9 protein-coding genes are annotated in these 15,203 nt (G+C 44.8%); 2 read left to right on the top strand and 7 right to left on the bottom strand.

All coding sequences use genetic code 11. The features are described 5' to 3' along the window. Nucleotides 1–94 precede the first annotated feature (94 nt). The 5 genes from ABD960_RS06445 to ABD960_RS06425 form a co-directional block, all read right to left on the bottom strand. The gene (locus ABD960_RS06445) at nt 95–811 is read right to left on the bottom strand and encodes a head GIN domain-containing protein (protein WP_345330115.1); all 717 of its coding nucleotides are present in this window, start codon (nt 809–811) and stop codon (nt 95–97) included. Nucleotides 812–944: 133 nt separating this feature from the next. Next, nucleotides 945–1,550, bottom strand: a complete 606-nt coding sequence (locus tag ABD960_RS06440) for a GIN domain-containing protein (protein WP_345330114.1) — start codon at nt 1,548–1,550, stop codon at nt 945–947. 296 nt (nt 1,551–1,846) lie between these two features. After that, nucleotides 1,847–3,217, bottom strand: coding sequence for a carboxypeptidase-like regulatory domain-containing protein (locus ABD960_RS06435; RefSeq protein ID WP_345330113.1), 1,371 nt, complete (start codon nt 3,215–3,217; stop codon nt 1,847–1,849). 6 nt (nt 3,218–3,223) lie between these two features. Then, entirely contained in the window at nt 3,224–4,579 is a 1,356-nt protein-coding gene (locus ABD960_RS06430; protein ID WP_345330112.1) for a carboxypeptidase-like regulatory domain-containing protein, read from the bottom strand. Between the two features lie 100 nt (nt 4,580–4,679). Continuing rightward, a complete protein-coding gene (locus tag ABD960_RS06425; protein WP_345330111.1) occupies nt 4,680–7,919 on the bottom strand; it encodes an amidohydrolase family protein in 3,240 nt (1,079 codons plus the stop codon). 72 nt (nt 7,920–7,991) lie between these two features. Here ABD960_RS06425 and ABD960_RS06420 point away from each other — a divergent pair, with 72 nt between their 5' ends. Further along, nucleotides 7,992–9,887: a RecQ family ATP-dependent DNA helicase gene (locus tag ABD960_RS06420; RefSeq protein WP_345330110.1), complete on the top strand. Its 1,896-nt coding sequence runs from the start codon at nt 7,992–7,994 to the stop codon at nt 9,885–9,887. Between the two features lie 54 nt (nt 9,888–9,941). Here the strand turns inward: ABD960_RS06420 and ABD960_RS06415 are convergent, their stop codons facing one another. After that, nucleotides 9,942–11,228 (bottom strand): citrate synthase, encoded by a 1,287-nt coding sequence (locus ABD960_RS06415; RefSeq protein WP_345330109.1) that lies wholly within the window; start codon nt 11,226–11,228, stop codon nt 9,942–9,944. Between the two features lie 154 nt (nt 11,229–11,382). Between ABD960_RS06415 and ABD960_RS06410 the strand changes: the two genes are divergently transcribed. Beyond that, entirely contained in the window at nt 11,383–14,646 is a 3,264-nt protein-coding gene (locus ABD960_RS06410) for a PAS domain-containing hybrid sensor histidine kinase/response regulator (protein ID WP_345330108.1), read from the top strand. A gap of 9 nt (nt 14,647–14,655) precedes the next feature. Here the strand turns inward: ABD960_RS06410 and ABD960_RS06405 are convergent, their stop codons facing one another. Then, on the bottom strand, nt 14,656–15,180 hold the full coding sequence (locus tag ABD960_RS06405; protein ID WP_345330107.1) for a DUF3347 domain-containing protein: 525 nt from the start codon (nt 15,178–15,180) through the stop codon (nt 14,656–14,658). Between the last annotated feature and the right edge of the window lie 23 nt (nt 15,181–15,203).

Here is a 15,203-nt window from a genome sequence, read left to right as displayed (position 1 = left end):
GCTACAAGCTACTTAAAATTTTGTTAACCAACAACATAACTGTAAACAGCAAAACCCGCCAGGTGGGCGGGTTTTGTTAAGTAAAAAACGTTGTTTATTCTATCTTTTTTATGGTTGATGAACCAGTTTCTTTTTTCTCTACCGTGGTTGGATTTCCGCGGTATTCAATTGATGAAGCGCCCGTTGTTTTAACGATCAGTGATTTCAATACGTTAATTCTATAATCGCCGGCACCGGTTGTTTCAATATTGTAACTGCCCACCACAAAATCGAGCGCATTAACTTTACTACTACCCTTCAGGTCAACAGTGTTCGATGCCGCCTGGCCTTTAAGCTTTATTTCGGTTGCGCCGCTACCCTCAGTGCGTACGTTGGCGGCACTCAGGTCAAGATCGGTACGGCCGGCGCCTGAAAGATCGATGTAAAAGTCCTTTACATTAAGCTTGCCCTCGCTATTGAATGTGATAGCGCCCGAACCTTTAATTTCTTCCAGGTTTTTAACGCCGACGGTTACTACGGCATCATTGCTCGCGCAAATATTTTTATTGGTAGATATTACCAGTTTACCGCCGCTAACATCAGTTTTAACATATTCCAGCAGGTTATCGTCAATAGTAATATTAACATTAAGCGAGCTATCCTGCTTTAAAATCACTTTAAAGCCGCCGTTCACTTCGAGCTTGGTAAAATCAGTTACTTTGCGGTTATCGGTAATAACCGTTCCCGATCCTTTTTTACATTTCGTTTTGCACGATGAGAACGAAAGGGTTGCCACGGCGGCGATTGCGATGGTATAAATGATTTTTTTCATGATCGGCTTTGAGTTGTTTGTTGGTTTTGGACGTTTATTTCAACTGTGAAGTTACACTTTAAAATCAGAAAAGCCATCAATTGTAATGATGGCCTTCCCTTTAATATATGTTGAACTTTTGCAAAAGTGCTGGTTAAAGAGCGGCAAGCTCATTCTTGGCCATGGTATATTTTTCAACGTTTTTTGCAACCTGGCCTTTGCCCATAGCTACCAGTTTGCCGTAGTTTACGCTCGTTGAGCCGCCGTAGTTGATAGCGTAGTCGTTAACGCTGCCGGTTAAGTCAGCTTTGGCGTTATCGTTTACCTTGATGTCAGCGCTGTATGAGTCGATATTCAATTGGGCGGTAGCTTTATTGTTCAAGGTAACGTTAAGGTTGATGGCTGATAATGTACCGAACGATTTAATGGTGGCATTGTCAAAAGCGGTGATTGAGCGAAGATCATTTGCTGATACCCATACAACAAGTTTTTTTGCTGAGTATGATGAGATGCGTAATACACCGTTATTGTTTTGTACCAATGCACTTTCAGTATAGTAGCGGTTGTAAACCTTTACCCTGTCGTTAACGCTGTTTGATACATACAGTTCAACGTTACCGCGAACCTCAATTTTATTGATATTTTTTACGTCGTTTAATACAGTGGCGGCGCTGTCGTCAAATTTATCAGTAGTGGCAGCGTTTACTGAACCGAAAGCTAATGAGCAGATAGTGGCGATGGTGATTATAGTAGTTTTCATGACTTTATAATTTTGATTGTGAATTATTTATGTTATCTTTTTAAATACATCTATAAGACACCCGCACCCGCCCTAACGTTACAGCAGAATAGCCCCAAATAGGCGTAACCGGGGTAAACCTCGGTGAATGGGCAAAATGTATCGGTGAAAAGAAGAAAGTGTAGGCAATACACTTAGCAGAATTAGCGCAAAGGAGGCCATATTTGCTCCCTGAAACTTACTTTTAAGATTGTAAACCTCATAATGAATTCGCGGAAATCAACAATAAGAGTGTGTTATGTGGAAATGGCGTGAAACTATTTCCCGGAGTTAGCTGCGGTTTTGGCAAAGCCGGTGTTGGGCAGGTAATCAACGGGCAGTAAATCGCCAATACGCTGGCGTGCCCAAAAACCTTCGGTGCGTAAACTGAACGGATTAGCTACCATGCCATTTCGGTCGAAAAAAGTCTTTTCGTTCATAGTAAGTACTGTTGCCATTTTTTCCATCTCATCCGTAGGCGTAAAGTTATTTTCGGACGAGAAAACCCCTATTTTATTTTTAAAAACAATTTGAGTAGGAACCCTTCTTATATAGGTTATGTACAAGGAGTTAGTATAAGCGCAGGTATCGCAATTATATTCAAGCTTTTCGCTTACGCCGGGTATTTTGATATACTTCCAGTTTTTGAGGTAATTTTTATTGCTTATTTTAAGCGCATACAATCCGCGTTGATCAGTTAGCTGCACAATATCGGCAGCAGCTAAGCGCGTTGTGTCCATCACCTGAATATACCTTGGTACTCTTAGCATCCTGACCCAATAATCGATAGAATCCCTTGCGCTTCCGCTCCTTTTATTGTTGTAATAACGAATATTTGCCCTGATCAAACTATCGGGCAGCCTTCGCGGGTTAACCGTCCGGGTCATGGTCATTACAAAGAAGCCGGGCTCTCCCGGGATATTAATAGTATTACCCAAAAGTGATCTGAAAAAGTGTTGAGATGAGCCGTTATAGGCTTCGAGCCGGTTAGCATACCATTGCCGTTGCTGTTCCTCTGTACCTTTCATTTCTTCAAACAGCACATAGCCAACATAGTTAATTGTCCCCCCGCTCTCATCCCGTTCAAAATCTTCAACCAGGTATTTTACGGTATAGCCGAGTAGCCCGTTCTCAATCTGCATAAAATCCGAGGTATAGCCTGTTAACTTATACGTAGCCTTATCAAAACTCAACTCAATTACTTTGGGGTTAATTATCCGGCAGCTCAGTCCAAATTTTGATGAGCCCAATATCTCGCGCTTAAACATATCCAGGTATTTATTCTCAACGCGGCGCGACTTGGTTATCCTTACCTCGTTTAACTCTAACTTGCGTTCGCTGATAGCTATCGGCGGCACGGTTACATTGGCTTTAACCGATACTGAAGTTTTTTGGGTTTTAAAACCCACTACAGAAATAATAAGATCATACTGCCCGGTCTGCACGTTTTGAACAATAAAATTACCCTGCGCATCAGTTTTAGTGCCGTAACTGGTATTATTAATAAATACCGTTGCGCTTTCAACGGGCTTTTTATCCGCCCCATTTATCACCTTGCCGGTTATGGTGAATTGAGCAGAAACAACAGTTGACAAAAGCAGTAAGCAGATGCTTATCAGGTATTTCTTCGGGTTAAAAATTGTACGCATAAATTTTCATTTAACGTTATTGGTGTTCGCCACATTGGGTATTCCGGCGGCTCCCGTGTTGGGTAGATAGTCAATCGGCAACAGATCTCCTAAACGAAGCCTTGCCCAGTATTTTTCCATCTTTAAATTCAAGGGGTCCAACAACACCCCGTTACTGTTAAAAAACACATTACCATTTACAGGTATTATCAGGCTTGCTTTTTCTTCCATTTCCGGCTTGATTATAAAGCTGCGCCCGGTACTACCCTGAGCGCGTGGCGGGCTAAAAAATGGTTTTTTAATGTAAGTTATATACAGCATATTCTGATATTTACACGTATCAAAATTAAACCGTTGCGTTACTTTTACGCCCGGAACATTTATATGCTCCCATTTTTTTAGATAGTTAGTATCGCTGATGCGTAAAGCGTAAACACCCGGCTGATCGGTAAATCGCAATACTTGTTCGGCTTGTAATCTCGCTGTATCAATTACTTCTACAAAGCGCGGTATTTTAGCCTGATTTTGCCAGTAGTATAACGAATCGCGATTACTTATTCCACTTTTGTTAGCATAATACCGCACATGGGCATTAACCACGCTGTCCGGTAAATGGTGAGGGTTTGGCGTTCTCGTTAGCGTACGCACTAAAAAGCCTGGCTCTCGCAATAAATTTATATTGTCACCTGCAACTGATCTGAAAAAATGCTGTAACGAACCCGTAAAAGCCTCTATCCGGTTAGCATACCATTCAGCTTTTTGCTTTTCAGAGCCGTCCATTTCCTCAAACAACACATAGCCGATGTATGATAGTAGCCCGGTATGTTCATTCCGCTCAAAATCCTCAACCAGATAGTTAAGGCGATACCCCAGCGCGTTGTTCTGCACCACCATAAAATCTGATGTGTAAGCGCTCAAACGTTTCTCTTTACTGTCAAAATCAAGCTGAATAACTTTTGGATTATCGATGATACAATACTTTGCAAATTTTGACGCACCCAATATTTCACGCCTAAACATCTCCAGATATTTGTTGGGCAGCTTTTTTGGCCTGCTGACAACTACTTCTTTCAGGTTTTGAATTCTCGGTTTAACATGTATTTTCGATAATTTTAAATCGGCATACAGCTTAATTGGTGTTTTAACCGCTTTGAAACCAACCATTGATACAATTAGTTCATATTGGCCGGCTTGCACATTACGGACAGTAAACTCCCCGTTATTATTGGTTTTACCGGCGTGAACGGTATTATTAATAAATACCGTTGCGCTTTCAACAGGTTTATTATCCTCTGCGTTGATTATTTTGCCGGTTACCGTAAACTGCGCAAATGCAATGGTCGACACGAATAACAACAATAAAGTCAGGCAGGTATTTTTCATAGGTCAGGTTACTCGCAGCTGCGTAAAGTAAATATAAACATTGCCAGCAATAACTATTAAGCAATATTAAAAAAGCCACCAAACGGTGGCTTTTTCTTGGCTAATCACAATCCTGCGTACCAAATAAATAAGTTTCGGTATTGTTTACAGGCAGGTTAAGCATATCGCCGCCACGACCCATTTGCCACCAAAAACGCAGGCGGGGCTTATCGCGGTTCCCTATCTCATTCATCGAGTCGGAGTCGTATAGCCTACCATTCAGCATTACGTATTTAATGTTCTCGCTATTGCGGATATCCTCAAGCGGATTTTCGTTAAGCACCACCAGGTCGGCAAGTTTACCCGGCTCGAGTGACCCTATCTCCTTATCCATGCCCAGATAAGAAGCGCCGTTTATAGTAGCGCATCGCAAGGCCTGCAATGGCGACATGCCGCCCTGTGCCAGCATCCAAAGTTCCCAGTGCGCGCCTATGCCCTGCATCTGGCCATGTGCACCCAGGTTTACCTTTGTGCCGCCATCAGCTATGTATTTAGTCGCCTTTGCTACATCAATGTGCCCGTAATCGCCATACTCTGAGGTAGTACGCCTGCGCGAACGGGCATCAACCATTGATGGCGGCGTGAATGAGATCAGGCGGTCATTCTTCCAAACCTCGGTACGGTCATACCAAAAGTTCTCGCCAAACTGGGTTCCGTAGCTTACAATCAGCGTTGGTGTATAGCCTACTTTGGTGGCGTTCCATAAGCTGCGCACATCTTTGTAAACCGGGTAAACAGGTATGTTGTGCTCAATGCCGGTATGGCCGTCAATCACCTGCGTCATATTCGTAAAAAATGTTGAGCCGCCCTCCGGCACCACTTCCATTTGCAGCTCGCGGGCGGCCTCAATTATCTGCTGCCGCTGCTCGCGGCGTGGTTGGTTATAACTTTTTACCGTGAATGCGCCCACCGCTTTCAGCCTGCGCAGGGTTGAGCGCGCATCGTCCAGATTGTTGATCACCGCTTTAAAATCGCCGTCGGCACCATATAATATAGTACCGGTTGAGTATACCCTTGGTCCCACCATCAGGCCTGCGCGCAGCATCTCGTTCTGGCTAAATACCATCTCCGTATTGCTCGATGGATCATGCGAGGTAGTTACGCCAAAAGCCAGGTTGGCATAATAGCTCCAGTCCTGCTGCGGTGTTACCCCGTCGGGGCTGGTGTGCAAATGCGCATGCACATCAATCAAACCCGGTATAATGGTTTTGCCTTCCATATCATACACTTTGGCATCAGCAGGTACGGCAATGTCGGCAGCTTTGCCAATGGCGGCTATTTTGTTATTTACAACAATGATGTTCCCTTTTGTGATGACTTCCTCACCCTTCATGGTAATGATGCGGGCATTAGTAAACGCAATTTTCCCGGTCGGGGCATCTCCTTTTAATTTGAGGCCGATATCTGCCGTGGCATTGGTATCAATAGCGGGCGCTTTGTCAGGGTTGGCATCTGTGAATGGGAAAGCTATATTGATATCGCGTGCGTAATATTTGGGGCCTAGCGTCCACATAAGTTTCTGGCTGTCCTTGCTCCAGTGCAGGTAAGTACCGGCATCGCGAGTCAATTTATTTAAAGGCAAAGCCCGGTTACCCGCTGATAATTCCTGCGGATTACCCGCCTGCGTCATCGGCGTAATATAGCAATTATATAACTCGGTAAAGGCCATCCACTTACCATCTGGACTCGGGCAAAATTGTGTTGCATAGGTTGATGTGTATAGCGTATGCCTGTTACCGCCAAACAAATCCATCACCTTGAAAGCCTTTCTGCCATCCTCGCTGCTTTGGTAATATATTTTAGAGTCATCGGCAGAAAATTGCGGGCGGATACCGTTATCAAGCACCAATCGTGGCGTGCCGCCGGCTACCGCCAATACATATATGCCCGGGTTGGTGCCAAAGGCATATCCTAAATCCTGGTTACCCTCGCCTTTACGGTACACAATAACATCACCCTTGTTGTTAAATTTTGGCGAATAGTAAAAACCTTTATCAATAGTAAGGCGGGTAACTGTTTTGGTAGCCAGGTCAATTTTGTTGATGCCGCCCTTCAGTTCATCCGTCCAGCTTACGTAAACCAGCGTCTTACCGTCGGGGCTAAAGCTTGGCTCATATTCCAGGTCAGCAGTGTTGGTTATACGCTGCGGTTTGCCGTTAGGTAATTCCTTTATGTAGATGTGCCCGGCTGCGTTAAATGCAACCAGCTTTCCGTCAGGCGATGTTGTAAGTTGCCGTATCATCTTTACCGTGAACTCATCCTGAAATACTTTTTGCTGAAAGTGCAATGATTCCGACACGATTTGCTGCGTAGTTACTTCAAATGGTATTTGCACAGCATTCAGCGAGGTAATATCCAGGTTCCAGATTTTGCCTTTGGCGTAAAACACGATATTCTTGCTGTCAGGCGTAAAGCTAAAGCTCGGGTAAACGCCGAAAATGGCCCATGTTTCCTGCTGATCGTGCGAGAGGCTATCATAGACAGGCCACTCCTCGCCTGTTTCCAGGTTACGCAGGTATAAAACCGACTTTAACCGTATGCGCTTAACGAAGGCCATTAGTTTACCATCAGGCGACAGTTCCGGGCGGCAGGCGCCACCGGCATCGCCGGTAACAGTTTCAATTTCGCCGGTTTGGCGGTTAAGGCGTTTAATGGCATAAATGCCCGGATATGGATCCTTATTATATTGAAAAAAAGGCCCCGGCGTAACATCCTCGCTCCAGTAAACATATTTTCCATCGGGCGATATCACCGGCTCGCCTGCATCCTGCTGGTCATTCTTTCGCCTGGTAAGCTGCACACCATCTCCGCCCGTGCGGTAATACAACCACATTTCGCCGGCTCCTAAGGAGCGGCTACCGGTGAAGTGCTTGCGGGCTACTATATAATTACCATCCGGAGACCAGGATGCATTGTTCAGCAACCTAAAGTTCTCTTTAGTGATGGAGTGCTTATTGCTGCCATCGCTGTTCATTATCCAGATATTGTCGCCCCCTTCCTTGTCGCTGGTAAATGATATGAATTTACCGTCCGGGCTGTAGCGCGGCTGCACTTCCCAGGCCCTGCCACCTGCCAATATGGTAGCCCTGCCGCCGGTAACGGGCATGCTATAAATATCGCCCAACAAATCAAAAATTATAGTTTTGCCATCCGGACTAACGTCGAGGTTCATCCAAGTACCCTCATCAGTAGTAATACTTACTTTTTTTGATTGGCCCGAGGTGTTTTCAACGTTCCATTTTTGCGCACTGGCCGACAGCGAAAAAACGGCGAACAAAAGAAAGGGGTAAACTTTTTTCATGAAGTCAAATTATTACAGCGACGAATTTAATTATATTGAAACACTTTACAGATTTAGCTTTGCCACTTTTGCATGACAATCCATAGCATATTAAAACAATACTGGAAACATGATACCTTTCGGCCGTTGCAAGAGGATATCATCAATTCGGTATTAGCCGGAAATGATACGCTGGCCTTATTGCCGACCGGCGGTGGTAAATCGGTATGTTTCCAGGTGCCCGCCATGGCTATGGAGGGTATCTGCATCGTGGTATCGCCCCTTATAGCGCTGATGAAGGACCAGGTAGAAAACCTGAAGACCAAAGGCATTGAGGCGGTTGCCATAGTATCGGGTATGGGTAAACGTGAGATCGACATCGTGCTGGATAATTGCATTTATGGCCAGGTTAAATTTCTGTACCTGTCGCCTGAGCGGCTATTGTCGGAGTTGGTGCGCGAGCGGGTGTCGTATATGAAGGTAAACCTGATCGCTATTGACGAGGCGCACTGTATATCGCAATGGGGTTATGATTTTCGCCCACCCTACCTGCACATTGCCGACCTGCGCGACATAAAGCCCGATGTAACAGTGCTTGCCCTTACCGCTACCGCTACTACCGATGTAAAGGAAGATATTAAGCAAAAGCTCTTATTTAAATCCGGATGCAGGGTATTCCAGCAAAGTTTTGAACGTAAAAACCTGTGTTATGTGGTACAACACACCGAGGATAAGCTGCGCAAAATGCTCAGCGTAGCCAACGGCGTTAACGGCAGTGGTATTGTTTACGTTCGCAGCCGCAAAGAAACCGCTGAGCTCACCCGTTTTTTTAATGATAATGGCATTTCAGCAGCTAACTACCATGCCGGTATGCCAATGGATCAGCGGGCTTTGCATCAACAGGAATGGAAGGATAACCGCATACGTGTTATTGTAGCAACCAGCGCGTTTGGTATGGGTATTGATAAGCCAGATGTTAGATTTGTGATACACAAGGACGCGCCCGAAAGCCTTGAGGCTTATTACCAGGAAGCTGGCCGTGCCGGTCGCGATGGGCAAAAGGCATACGGCGTATTGCTATACAACAATAACGACCGTTACAAGCAGGAACGAAAGTTCGAAACCAGCTTTCCTTCTGTGGATGAGATCAAATTGGTTTATCATCAACTGGCTAACCAATACCAGATTGCTTACGGTGCAGGTGCCGGCCTAAGCTTTGATTTTGATATAACCGATTTTTGCAAACGCTTTAACCTCGATATTTTTAAAACGCTTAACGCGCTAAAATTTTTAGAGCAGGATGAATATATCTCTTTTAATGAGAGTGTTTACCTGCCTTCGCGCTACCGTTTTATTGTTGATAATGCCACGCTTTATGGCTTCCAGGTAGCTAATCAGGGCTGGGACGCCTTTATAAAAACGCTGCTACGCTCCTACGGTGGTTCATTTGATAGTTATGTGCGCATAAAGGAGTTTGACTTGGCGCGCCGTACCGGCATGAGCGTGCAACAGGTTATTGAAGGATTGAAACAACTACAGGATTACAAACTGATCAATTATTTGCAGCAAACCGACCAGCCGCAGATAACTTACCTGAAACCACGTTTGCAGGCCAGCGAACTGTACATCAACCGTGCTTATATTGAAGAACGTAAAAAAATATACCACAATAAAGTTGAGGCGGTTATGGCTTATGCCACCCACCAAAAATGCCGCAGCCAAATGCTGTTGGGCTACTTTGACGAGGATGATGCCCGCAAATGCGGCGTTTGCGACATATGCCTCGATGAAAAACGCAAGCGCGACAATGAAAACATCGGCGAGGTACTTGCTGATGAAATTTTGCAGTTGGTGAGTATTGAACCCTTAACCCTCAACTCCCTGATGTCCTCATTAAAAAAAGGGAACGACAATCAAAAGATAGGCGCCCTGCGGGAATTATTAGATTCAGGCCGCATAAAGGCCGATGGCGAACGGTATTATGTGTAAACGATAAAGCCTGCGCTTGCGCAGGCTTTATCGTTATATTTTAAATTAATATTATTAACGCTTGTCGAGTTCAACATAACTTCTGTCGGTTTCGCCAACATATATCTGGCGCGGGCGGCCGATAGGCTCTTTGTTCTCTTTCATTTCTTTCCACTGCGCTATCCATCCCGGTAAACGGCCAAGTGCGAACAGCACCGTAAACATATCTGTAGGGAAACCTAATGCGCGGTAGATAATGCCTGAGTAAAAATCAACATTCGGGTAAAGCTTACGCTCAACGAAATACGGGTCTTTAAGCGCTACTTCTTCTAGCTTTTTGGCAATCTCCAGCACCTCGTCGTTCACGCCTAATTTCTCCAGTATTTCGTCGCAAGCCTTTTTAATGATCTTGGCGCGAGGGTCAAAGTTTTTATACACACGGTGGCCAAAACCCATCAAACGGAAAGGATCATTTTTATCTTTTGCTTTGGCGATCCATTTATCGGTATCGCCACCGTCTTCCTGAATCTTCTCCAGCATCTCAATAACGGCCTGGTTAGCGCCACCATGCAGCGGTCCCCAAAGCGCTGATATCCCTGCAGAAATTGACGCGTAGATATTTGAATCAGACGAGCCTACAATGCGTACGGTTGATGTTGAACAGTTTTGCTCGTGATCGGCATGTAAGATCAGCAGCTTGTTCATGGCGCTTACAATTACCGGGTCAATCTCTACCTGCTCGGTACGCTGCCCGAAGGTCATGTGCAGGTAGTTGGTAACGTAATCAAATTTATTCTGCGGATAAATGTACGGGTGACCCAATGATTTTTTATAGATCCATGATACCAGGGTTGACATTTTGGCCAGCATTTTAACAATGCTCAGGTTAACCTCTTCGGCAGTTTGGTTACTTTTTAATGAGTCAGGATAAAAGGCCGACATGGCACAAACCAAAGATGACAGCTGCCCCATCGGATGCGAACGCTGCGGGAAGCCGTCAAAAAATTTCTTCATATCCTCGTGCACCAGCGTGTGGCGGCTCAGCTGATACTGAAAATCCTTTAACTGATCGGCAGTTGGCAGTTCGCCGTAAATCAGTAAATAAGCAACCTCAATAAAGGTTGATTTCTCGGCAAGCTCTTCAATTGAATAACCGCGATATTTAAGTATACCTTTTTCCCCATCTAAAAAAGTAATGGCGCTTTTGGTGGCGCCAGTGTTTTTGTACCCAATATCAAGTGTTACATATCCGCTTTGATCGCGAAGCTTAGAAATATCGATTGCCTTCTCTCCTTCAGAGCCCGTAATTACCGGTAACTCGTGGGTATTTTCGCTTATAATTAGTTGTGCTATTTCTGCCATAGAAAAAAATGTAAGTGGAACAAATGTAAATAAATCTGTGTATTATTATCGGCTACAAGGGTTTTGTAATGTAATTTTTATGTTTTTTTAACATTCCTTACAAACCTTTATTTTTGGTTTTTAGTTTAATTATTTTCGAATTATTAACTGGCAGATGTCTCTAAATAACAGGCTTGTATTATTAATACATAATGACAGGAGTATATACCGCCTGCTGCTTATCGCCTTGTGTATAGCAAGCCCTGCCTTCCATTTTTTATGCCGCCAGGATTTTCCCGATCCGCTTGATCTCCGGTTGCTTAACAGTGGCATTTGCCTGGGCACTATCGGCCTGTCGTTCATCAAAAATAAATATTATTTTAAAACGGGTTTATACGTTACCATTCTAAGCCACCTGGCGTTAAACAACTACTGGTTGCTGTCGCATTCGCAATTCAGCCCGCTCTACATATTCAGCTCGGTGGTTGTATTTATGGGGCTGGCCATATTTTGTATCCGGCAGTATGAATTTGTAGCGGTTACGGCAGTTAACCTCGGGCTGGTGCTCAGCGCTTATTTAGTGTCCGAAACTCCGGGCATAGGCATATTTTCATTAGTAGGGTTGCTTATAACCTTTACTATAACTGGTTACATTATATTTATTGTAAGGATGGTATACCGGCTTAAACTGAAAAAAGCCGTAGATTCGCTAACCAAAACAAACAGCTCCTTAAGGTTAAGCGAGCAAAAACTCCGCGACAGCCGCAACCAGTTGCACTCGCTTATTAACTCCATCAATGATATAGTTTTTGAGATTGACGAAAACCGCCGGGCCTTAAACATCTGGTACGACGAAAAAAAGCCGCTTCATTTTGATCCGAAAGTTTTTTTTGATAGCCGTATGGCTGACCTGGTAAATAAAGAAAGAAGCCAGCCACTATCAAACGCTATTGACTTTGTTATTCAAAACCACGAAGCTACCTCTATCGAATTCCGGTCTATCTTTGGCATCGATAAGTGGTTTGCTGCCAAGATCAGTCCGGTGTATGACAGGCAGGCCAACTATACCGGCCGCATATCCATCGCGATAACTGATATTACCAACCAAAAAGATTACGAACAGGCGCTGCAAACCAACCAGGAGTTGCTACTTGAGGCGCAAACCATTGCCAAACTGGCCAACTGGTGGCACGATGATATTACAGGCGAGAGCCATTGGTCGCCGTACCTGTTTACCATTTTTGAGATTGACGGCTTACCGGCCGGCCTTTCACATGAGCAATACTATCTGTCGCGCGTGCACCCTGATGACTTTGCGGCAACCCAGCATTTTATGCAAAACCTGGGCTCAAGCGATGTAAATACGTTTGAACATAAGCTGATCACCGAAAAAGGTACGCTTAAATACCTTAAAATTATACGCGGCGATGTTAGCTACACGGATGACGGACTGGTAAAACGCATTTCGGGCGTTACGCAGGATATTACGGAAGTTCGTCTGTCTGAAAAATCGGCCAAGATCAGTCGGGCGGAATTAATTGAGGCGCAAACCATTGCCAAGATCGGTAACTGGAAATATGAATTCGCCGGCAAAAGCTTCTCCTGGTCTGACGAGATTTGCAACATTTATGACATAACTGAAAAGGAAATCCCGCTGAATAACTTTGTTCGCGAGTTTTTTAAACATGTACACCCCGACGACCGGCAATTACTGTACAAGCTGTTAAAGGAACCGCTGAGCGCTATCGGACGTTCATTTGAATACCGCATAGTTTTACCCGACGCAAGCATCAAGCACATGAGCCTCATCATAGGTAAGGTTATGCGGCGCGATGGTATCCTGCGCAAAATAATCGGTACGTTGCAGGATATAACCGAGCGCAAAAAGGCCGAGTTTGAATCGGAGCGTACACGCAACAAGTACCGCCTGGTGTTGGAGAGTGTAAAACTCGCCGCGCTTACCGTAGATAATAACGGCAAGGTTACGTTTTGCAACGGGCACCTGGCAGGTATACTCGGCATGTCGCCGGAAGAGGTAATCGGCCACAACTGGACGGAACGTTTTGTGCCTGCCCAATTCAGGGAAACACTTAACGGGTGGCTAATAAACAACAGCTACGAAACGCATTATATAAACCCGGTTATTTGTAAGGATGGCAGCGAGATAATTATAAGCTGGCAAAATACCATGAGCTTTGACGAACATGGCAACCTGATTGAAATTACCTCAATTGGCGAAGACATTACCGACCGCCAAAAGGCTACCCAGGAGTTGATCTCGGCTAAAGAGGATGCCGAACGCTCATCTAAATTCCAGTCGGATTTCCTTTCTACCATGAGCCACGAGATACGGACGCCGATGAACGCCGTGATTGGCATTACCAATTTACTTTTGGCAGAAAACCCAAAACAGGATCAGTTGGAATACCTGAATACGTTGAAATTTTCAGGCGATAACCTGCTGGCTATTATAAATGATATACTGGACTATAATAAAATAGAGGCGGGCAAGTTTAACCTGATAAAGCAGCCGGTAAACCTGATACAGCTTGCTCAAAATATATGGCAATCGTTTTTACCGCGCGCGGGCCAACAGGGCATTGAGCTTAAACTGATAACCGATAGCCAACTGCCCGAACTTATACAAGCTGACCCGGTGCGTTTGAGCCAGATATTGAATAATCTGATTGGCAATAGTATTAAGTTTACCCATCAAGGCAGCGTTACCATACAAATTGATAATGCGCCGCAGGCAAGCCCCGGCGTTACCGACGTAGTTTTTACCATAACGGATACCGGTATAGGAATAGCCCCGGAAAGCCTACCTGATATTTTCGATCCGTTTATACAGGATATGCATCACCACAACACCATGGGCGGAACCGGGCTCGGACTGGCGATAACCAAACGCCTGGTTAACCTGCATAACGGCGATATTGATGTAACCAGTACGCTTAATAAAGGCACAAAGTTTACTATAAAAATACCTTTTGAGATTGTAGAGGTTAAAAAAATCAGTAACAATTCTGAAAAAAAACTGGAAAACCTATCAAACAACCTGAGCGACGTGCGCATACTTGTTGTTGACGACAATAAAATGAACTTGCTTATCGCGTCAAAATTCCTCAGAAAATGGGGAGCTATGGTTGATGAGGCAGATAATGGGCAAACAGCGGTTGAAAAGAGCGCCCAAACCACCTATAACATGATCATTATGGATTTGCAGATGCCGGTAATGGATGGGTTTGAGGCTACGCGGATCATTAAACAAACACATCCGCGGGTACCTGTTATAGCCCTTACCGCCGATGCCATGCCCGATACATACACAAAAGCGTTTGAGGCCGGAATGGATGATTATTTAACCAAACCCTTCCTGCCCGAGACGCTTTTTGAAAAGGTATCAAAGTATCGCCACATCATGGGCCCTATACTTTAATTCCGTTGCTTATTTAAGTTCCTCTTTTACTTCGCCGCACTCCAGCATGGCATCGCCGTAGTAAGGATTTTTAATCTCCTTAGCTTCTGAAAGCCAGTAACCGCCTTTACCTTCATTGGCCATCGGGCAGTAGGCCACAAAGGCGGGCTTGCCCGTTTTAATGCCTTTAGCCAGGGTAATTACATCCTTGCTTAAAGTTAAAAAGGCTTTACGCTGCTCATCCACCTTATCCGTTGCGGCAATGGAACCGGCTAAAGTTGCCGCTTCGTTGCAGCCTTTTACTTCAATCAGCTCCTGCTGCAATTTTTCAGCGCTTTTTTTGCTTGCGGCACCGTCTGATTTTACCAGGTCATTTTTTAACGCGATGTATGAGTTAAGCACCTCTGTTACATTGTCCTTATCAGGTAACGCCGCGTTTGCTGCCACGGCAGCGGTATCTCGTTGGGTTTGCTCCGCTTTTTTTGAGGCGGGTTGATTACAGGCAGCGGCAAAAAACATAGCGGCTACAGCGGCAGTTAAAAAAAGTCTTTTCATTTAAATTGCGTTTTACGAGGCCT

Origin of the sequence: Mucilaginibacter defluvii (assembly GCF_039543225.1) — a bacterium.
GTDB classification, from domain to species: Bacteria; Bacteroidota; Bacteroidia; order Sphingobacteriales; family Sphingobacteriaceae; genus Mucilaginibacter; species Mucilaginibacter defluvii.
The sequence above is the reverse complement of the archived record's forward strand: the minus strand, read 5'-3'. Positions and strand labels throughout refer to the sequence as shown.

Bases quoted from the DNA above. Each gene is read 5' to 3' on its own strand.
- ABD960_RS06415 (WP_345330109.1), bottom strand. From the start codon at position 11,228: ATGGCAGAAATAGCACAACTAATTATAAGCGAAAATACCCACGAGTTA.
- ABD960_RS06430 (WP_345330112.1), bottom strand. From the start codon at position 4,579: ATGAAAAATACCTGCCTGACTTTATTGTTGTTATTCGTGTCGACCATT.
- ABD960_RS06405 (WP_345330107.1), bottom strand. From the start codon at position 15,180: ATGAAAAGACTTTTTTTAACTGCCGCTGTAGCCGCTATGTTTTTTGCC.
- ABD960_RS06410 (WP_345330108.1), top strand. From the start codon at position 11,383: ATGTCTCTAAATAACAGGCTTGTATTATTAATACATAATGACAGGAGT.
- ABD960_RS06435 (WP_345330113.1), bottom strand. From the start codon at position 3,217: ATGCGTACAATTTTTAACCCGAAGAAATACCTGATAAGCATCTGCTTA.
- ABD960_RS06440 (WP_345330114.1), bottom strand. From the start codon at position 1,550: ATGAAAACTACTATAATCACCATCGCCACTATCTGCTCATTAGCTTTC.
- ABD960_RS06425 (WP_345330111.1), bottom strand. From the start codon at position 7,919: ATGAAAAAAGTTTACCCCTTTCTTTTGTTCGCCGTTTTTTCGCTGTCG.
- ABD960_RS06445 (WP_345330115.1), bottom strand. From the start codon at position 811: ATGAAAAAAATCATTTATACCATCGCAATCGCCGCCGTGGCAACCCTT.
- ABD960_RS06420 (WP_345330110.1), top strand. From the start codon at position 7,992: ATGACAATCCATAGCATATTAAAACAATACTGGAAACATGATACCTTT.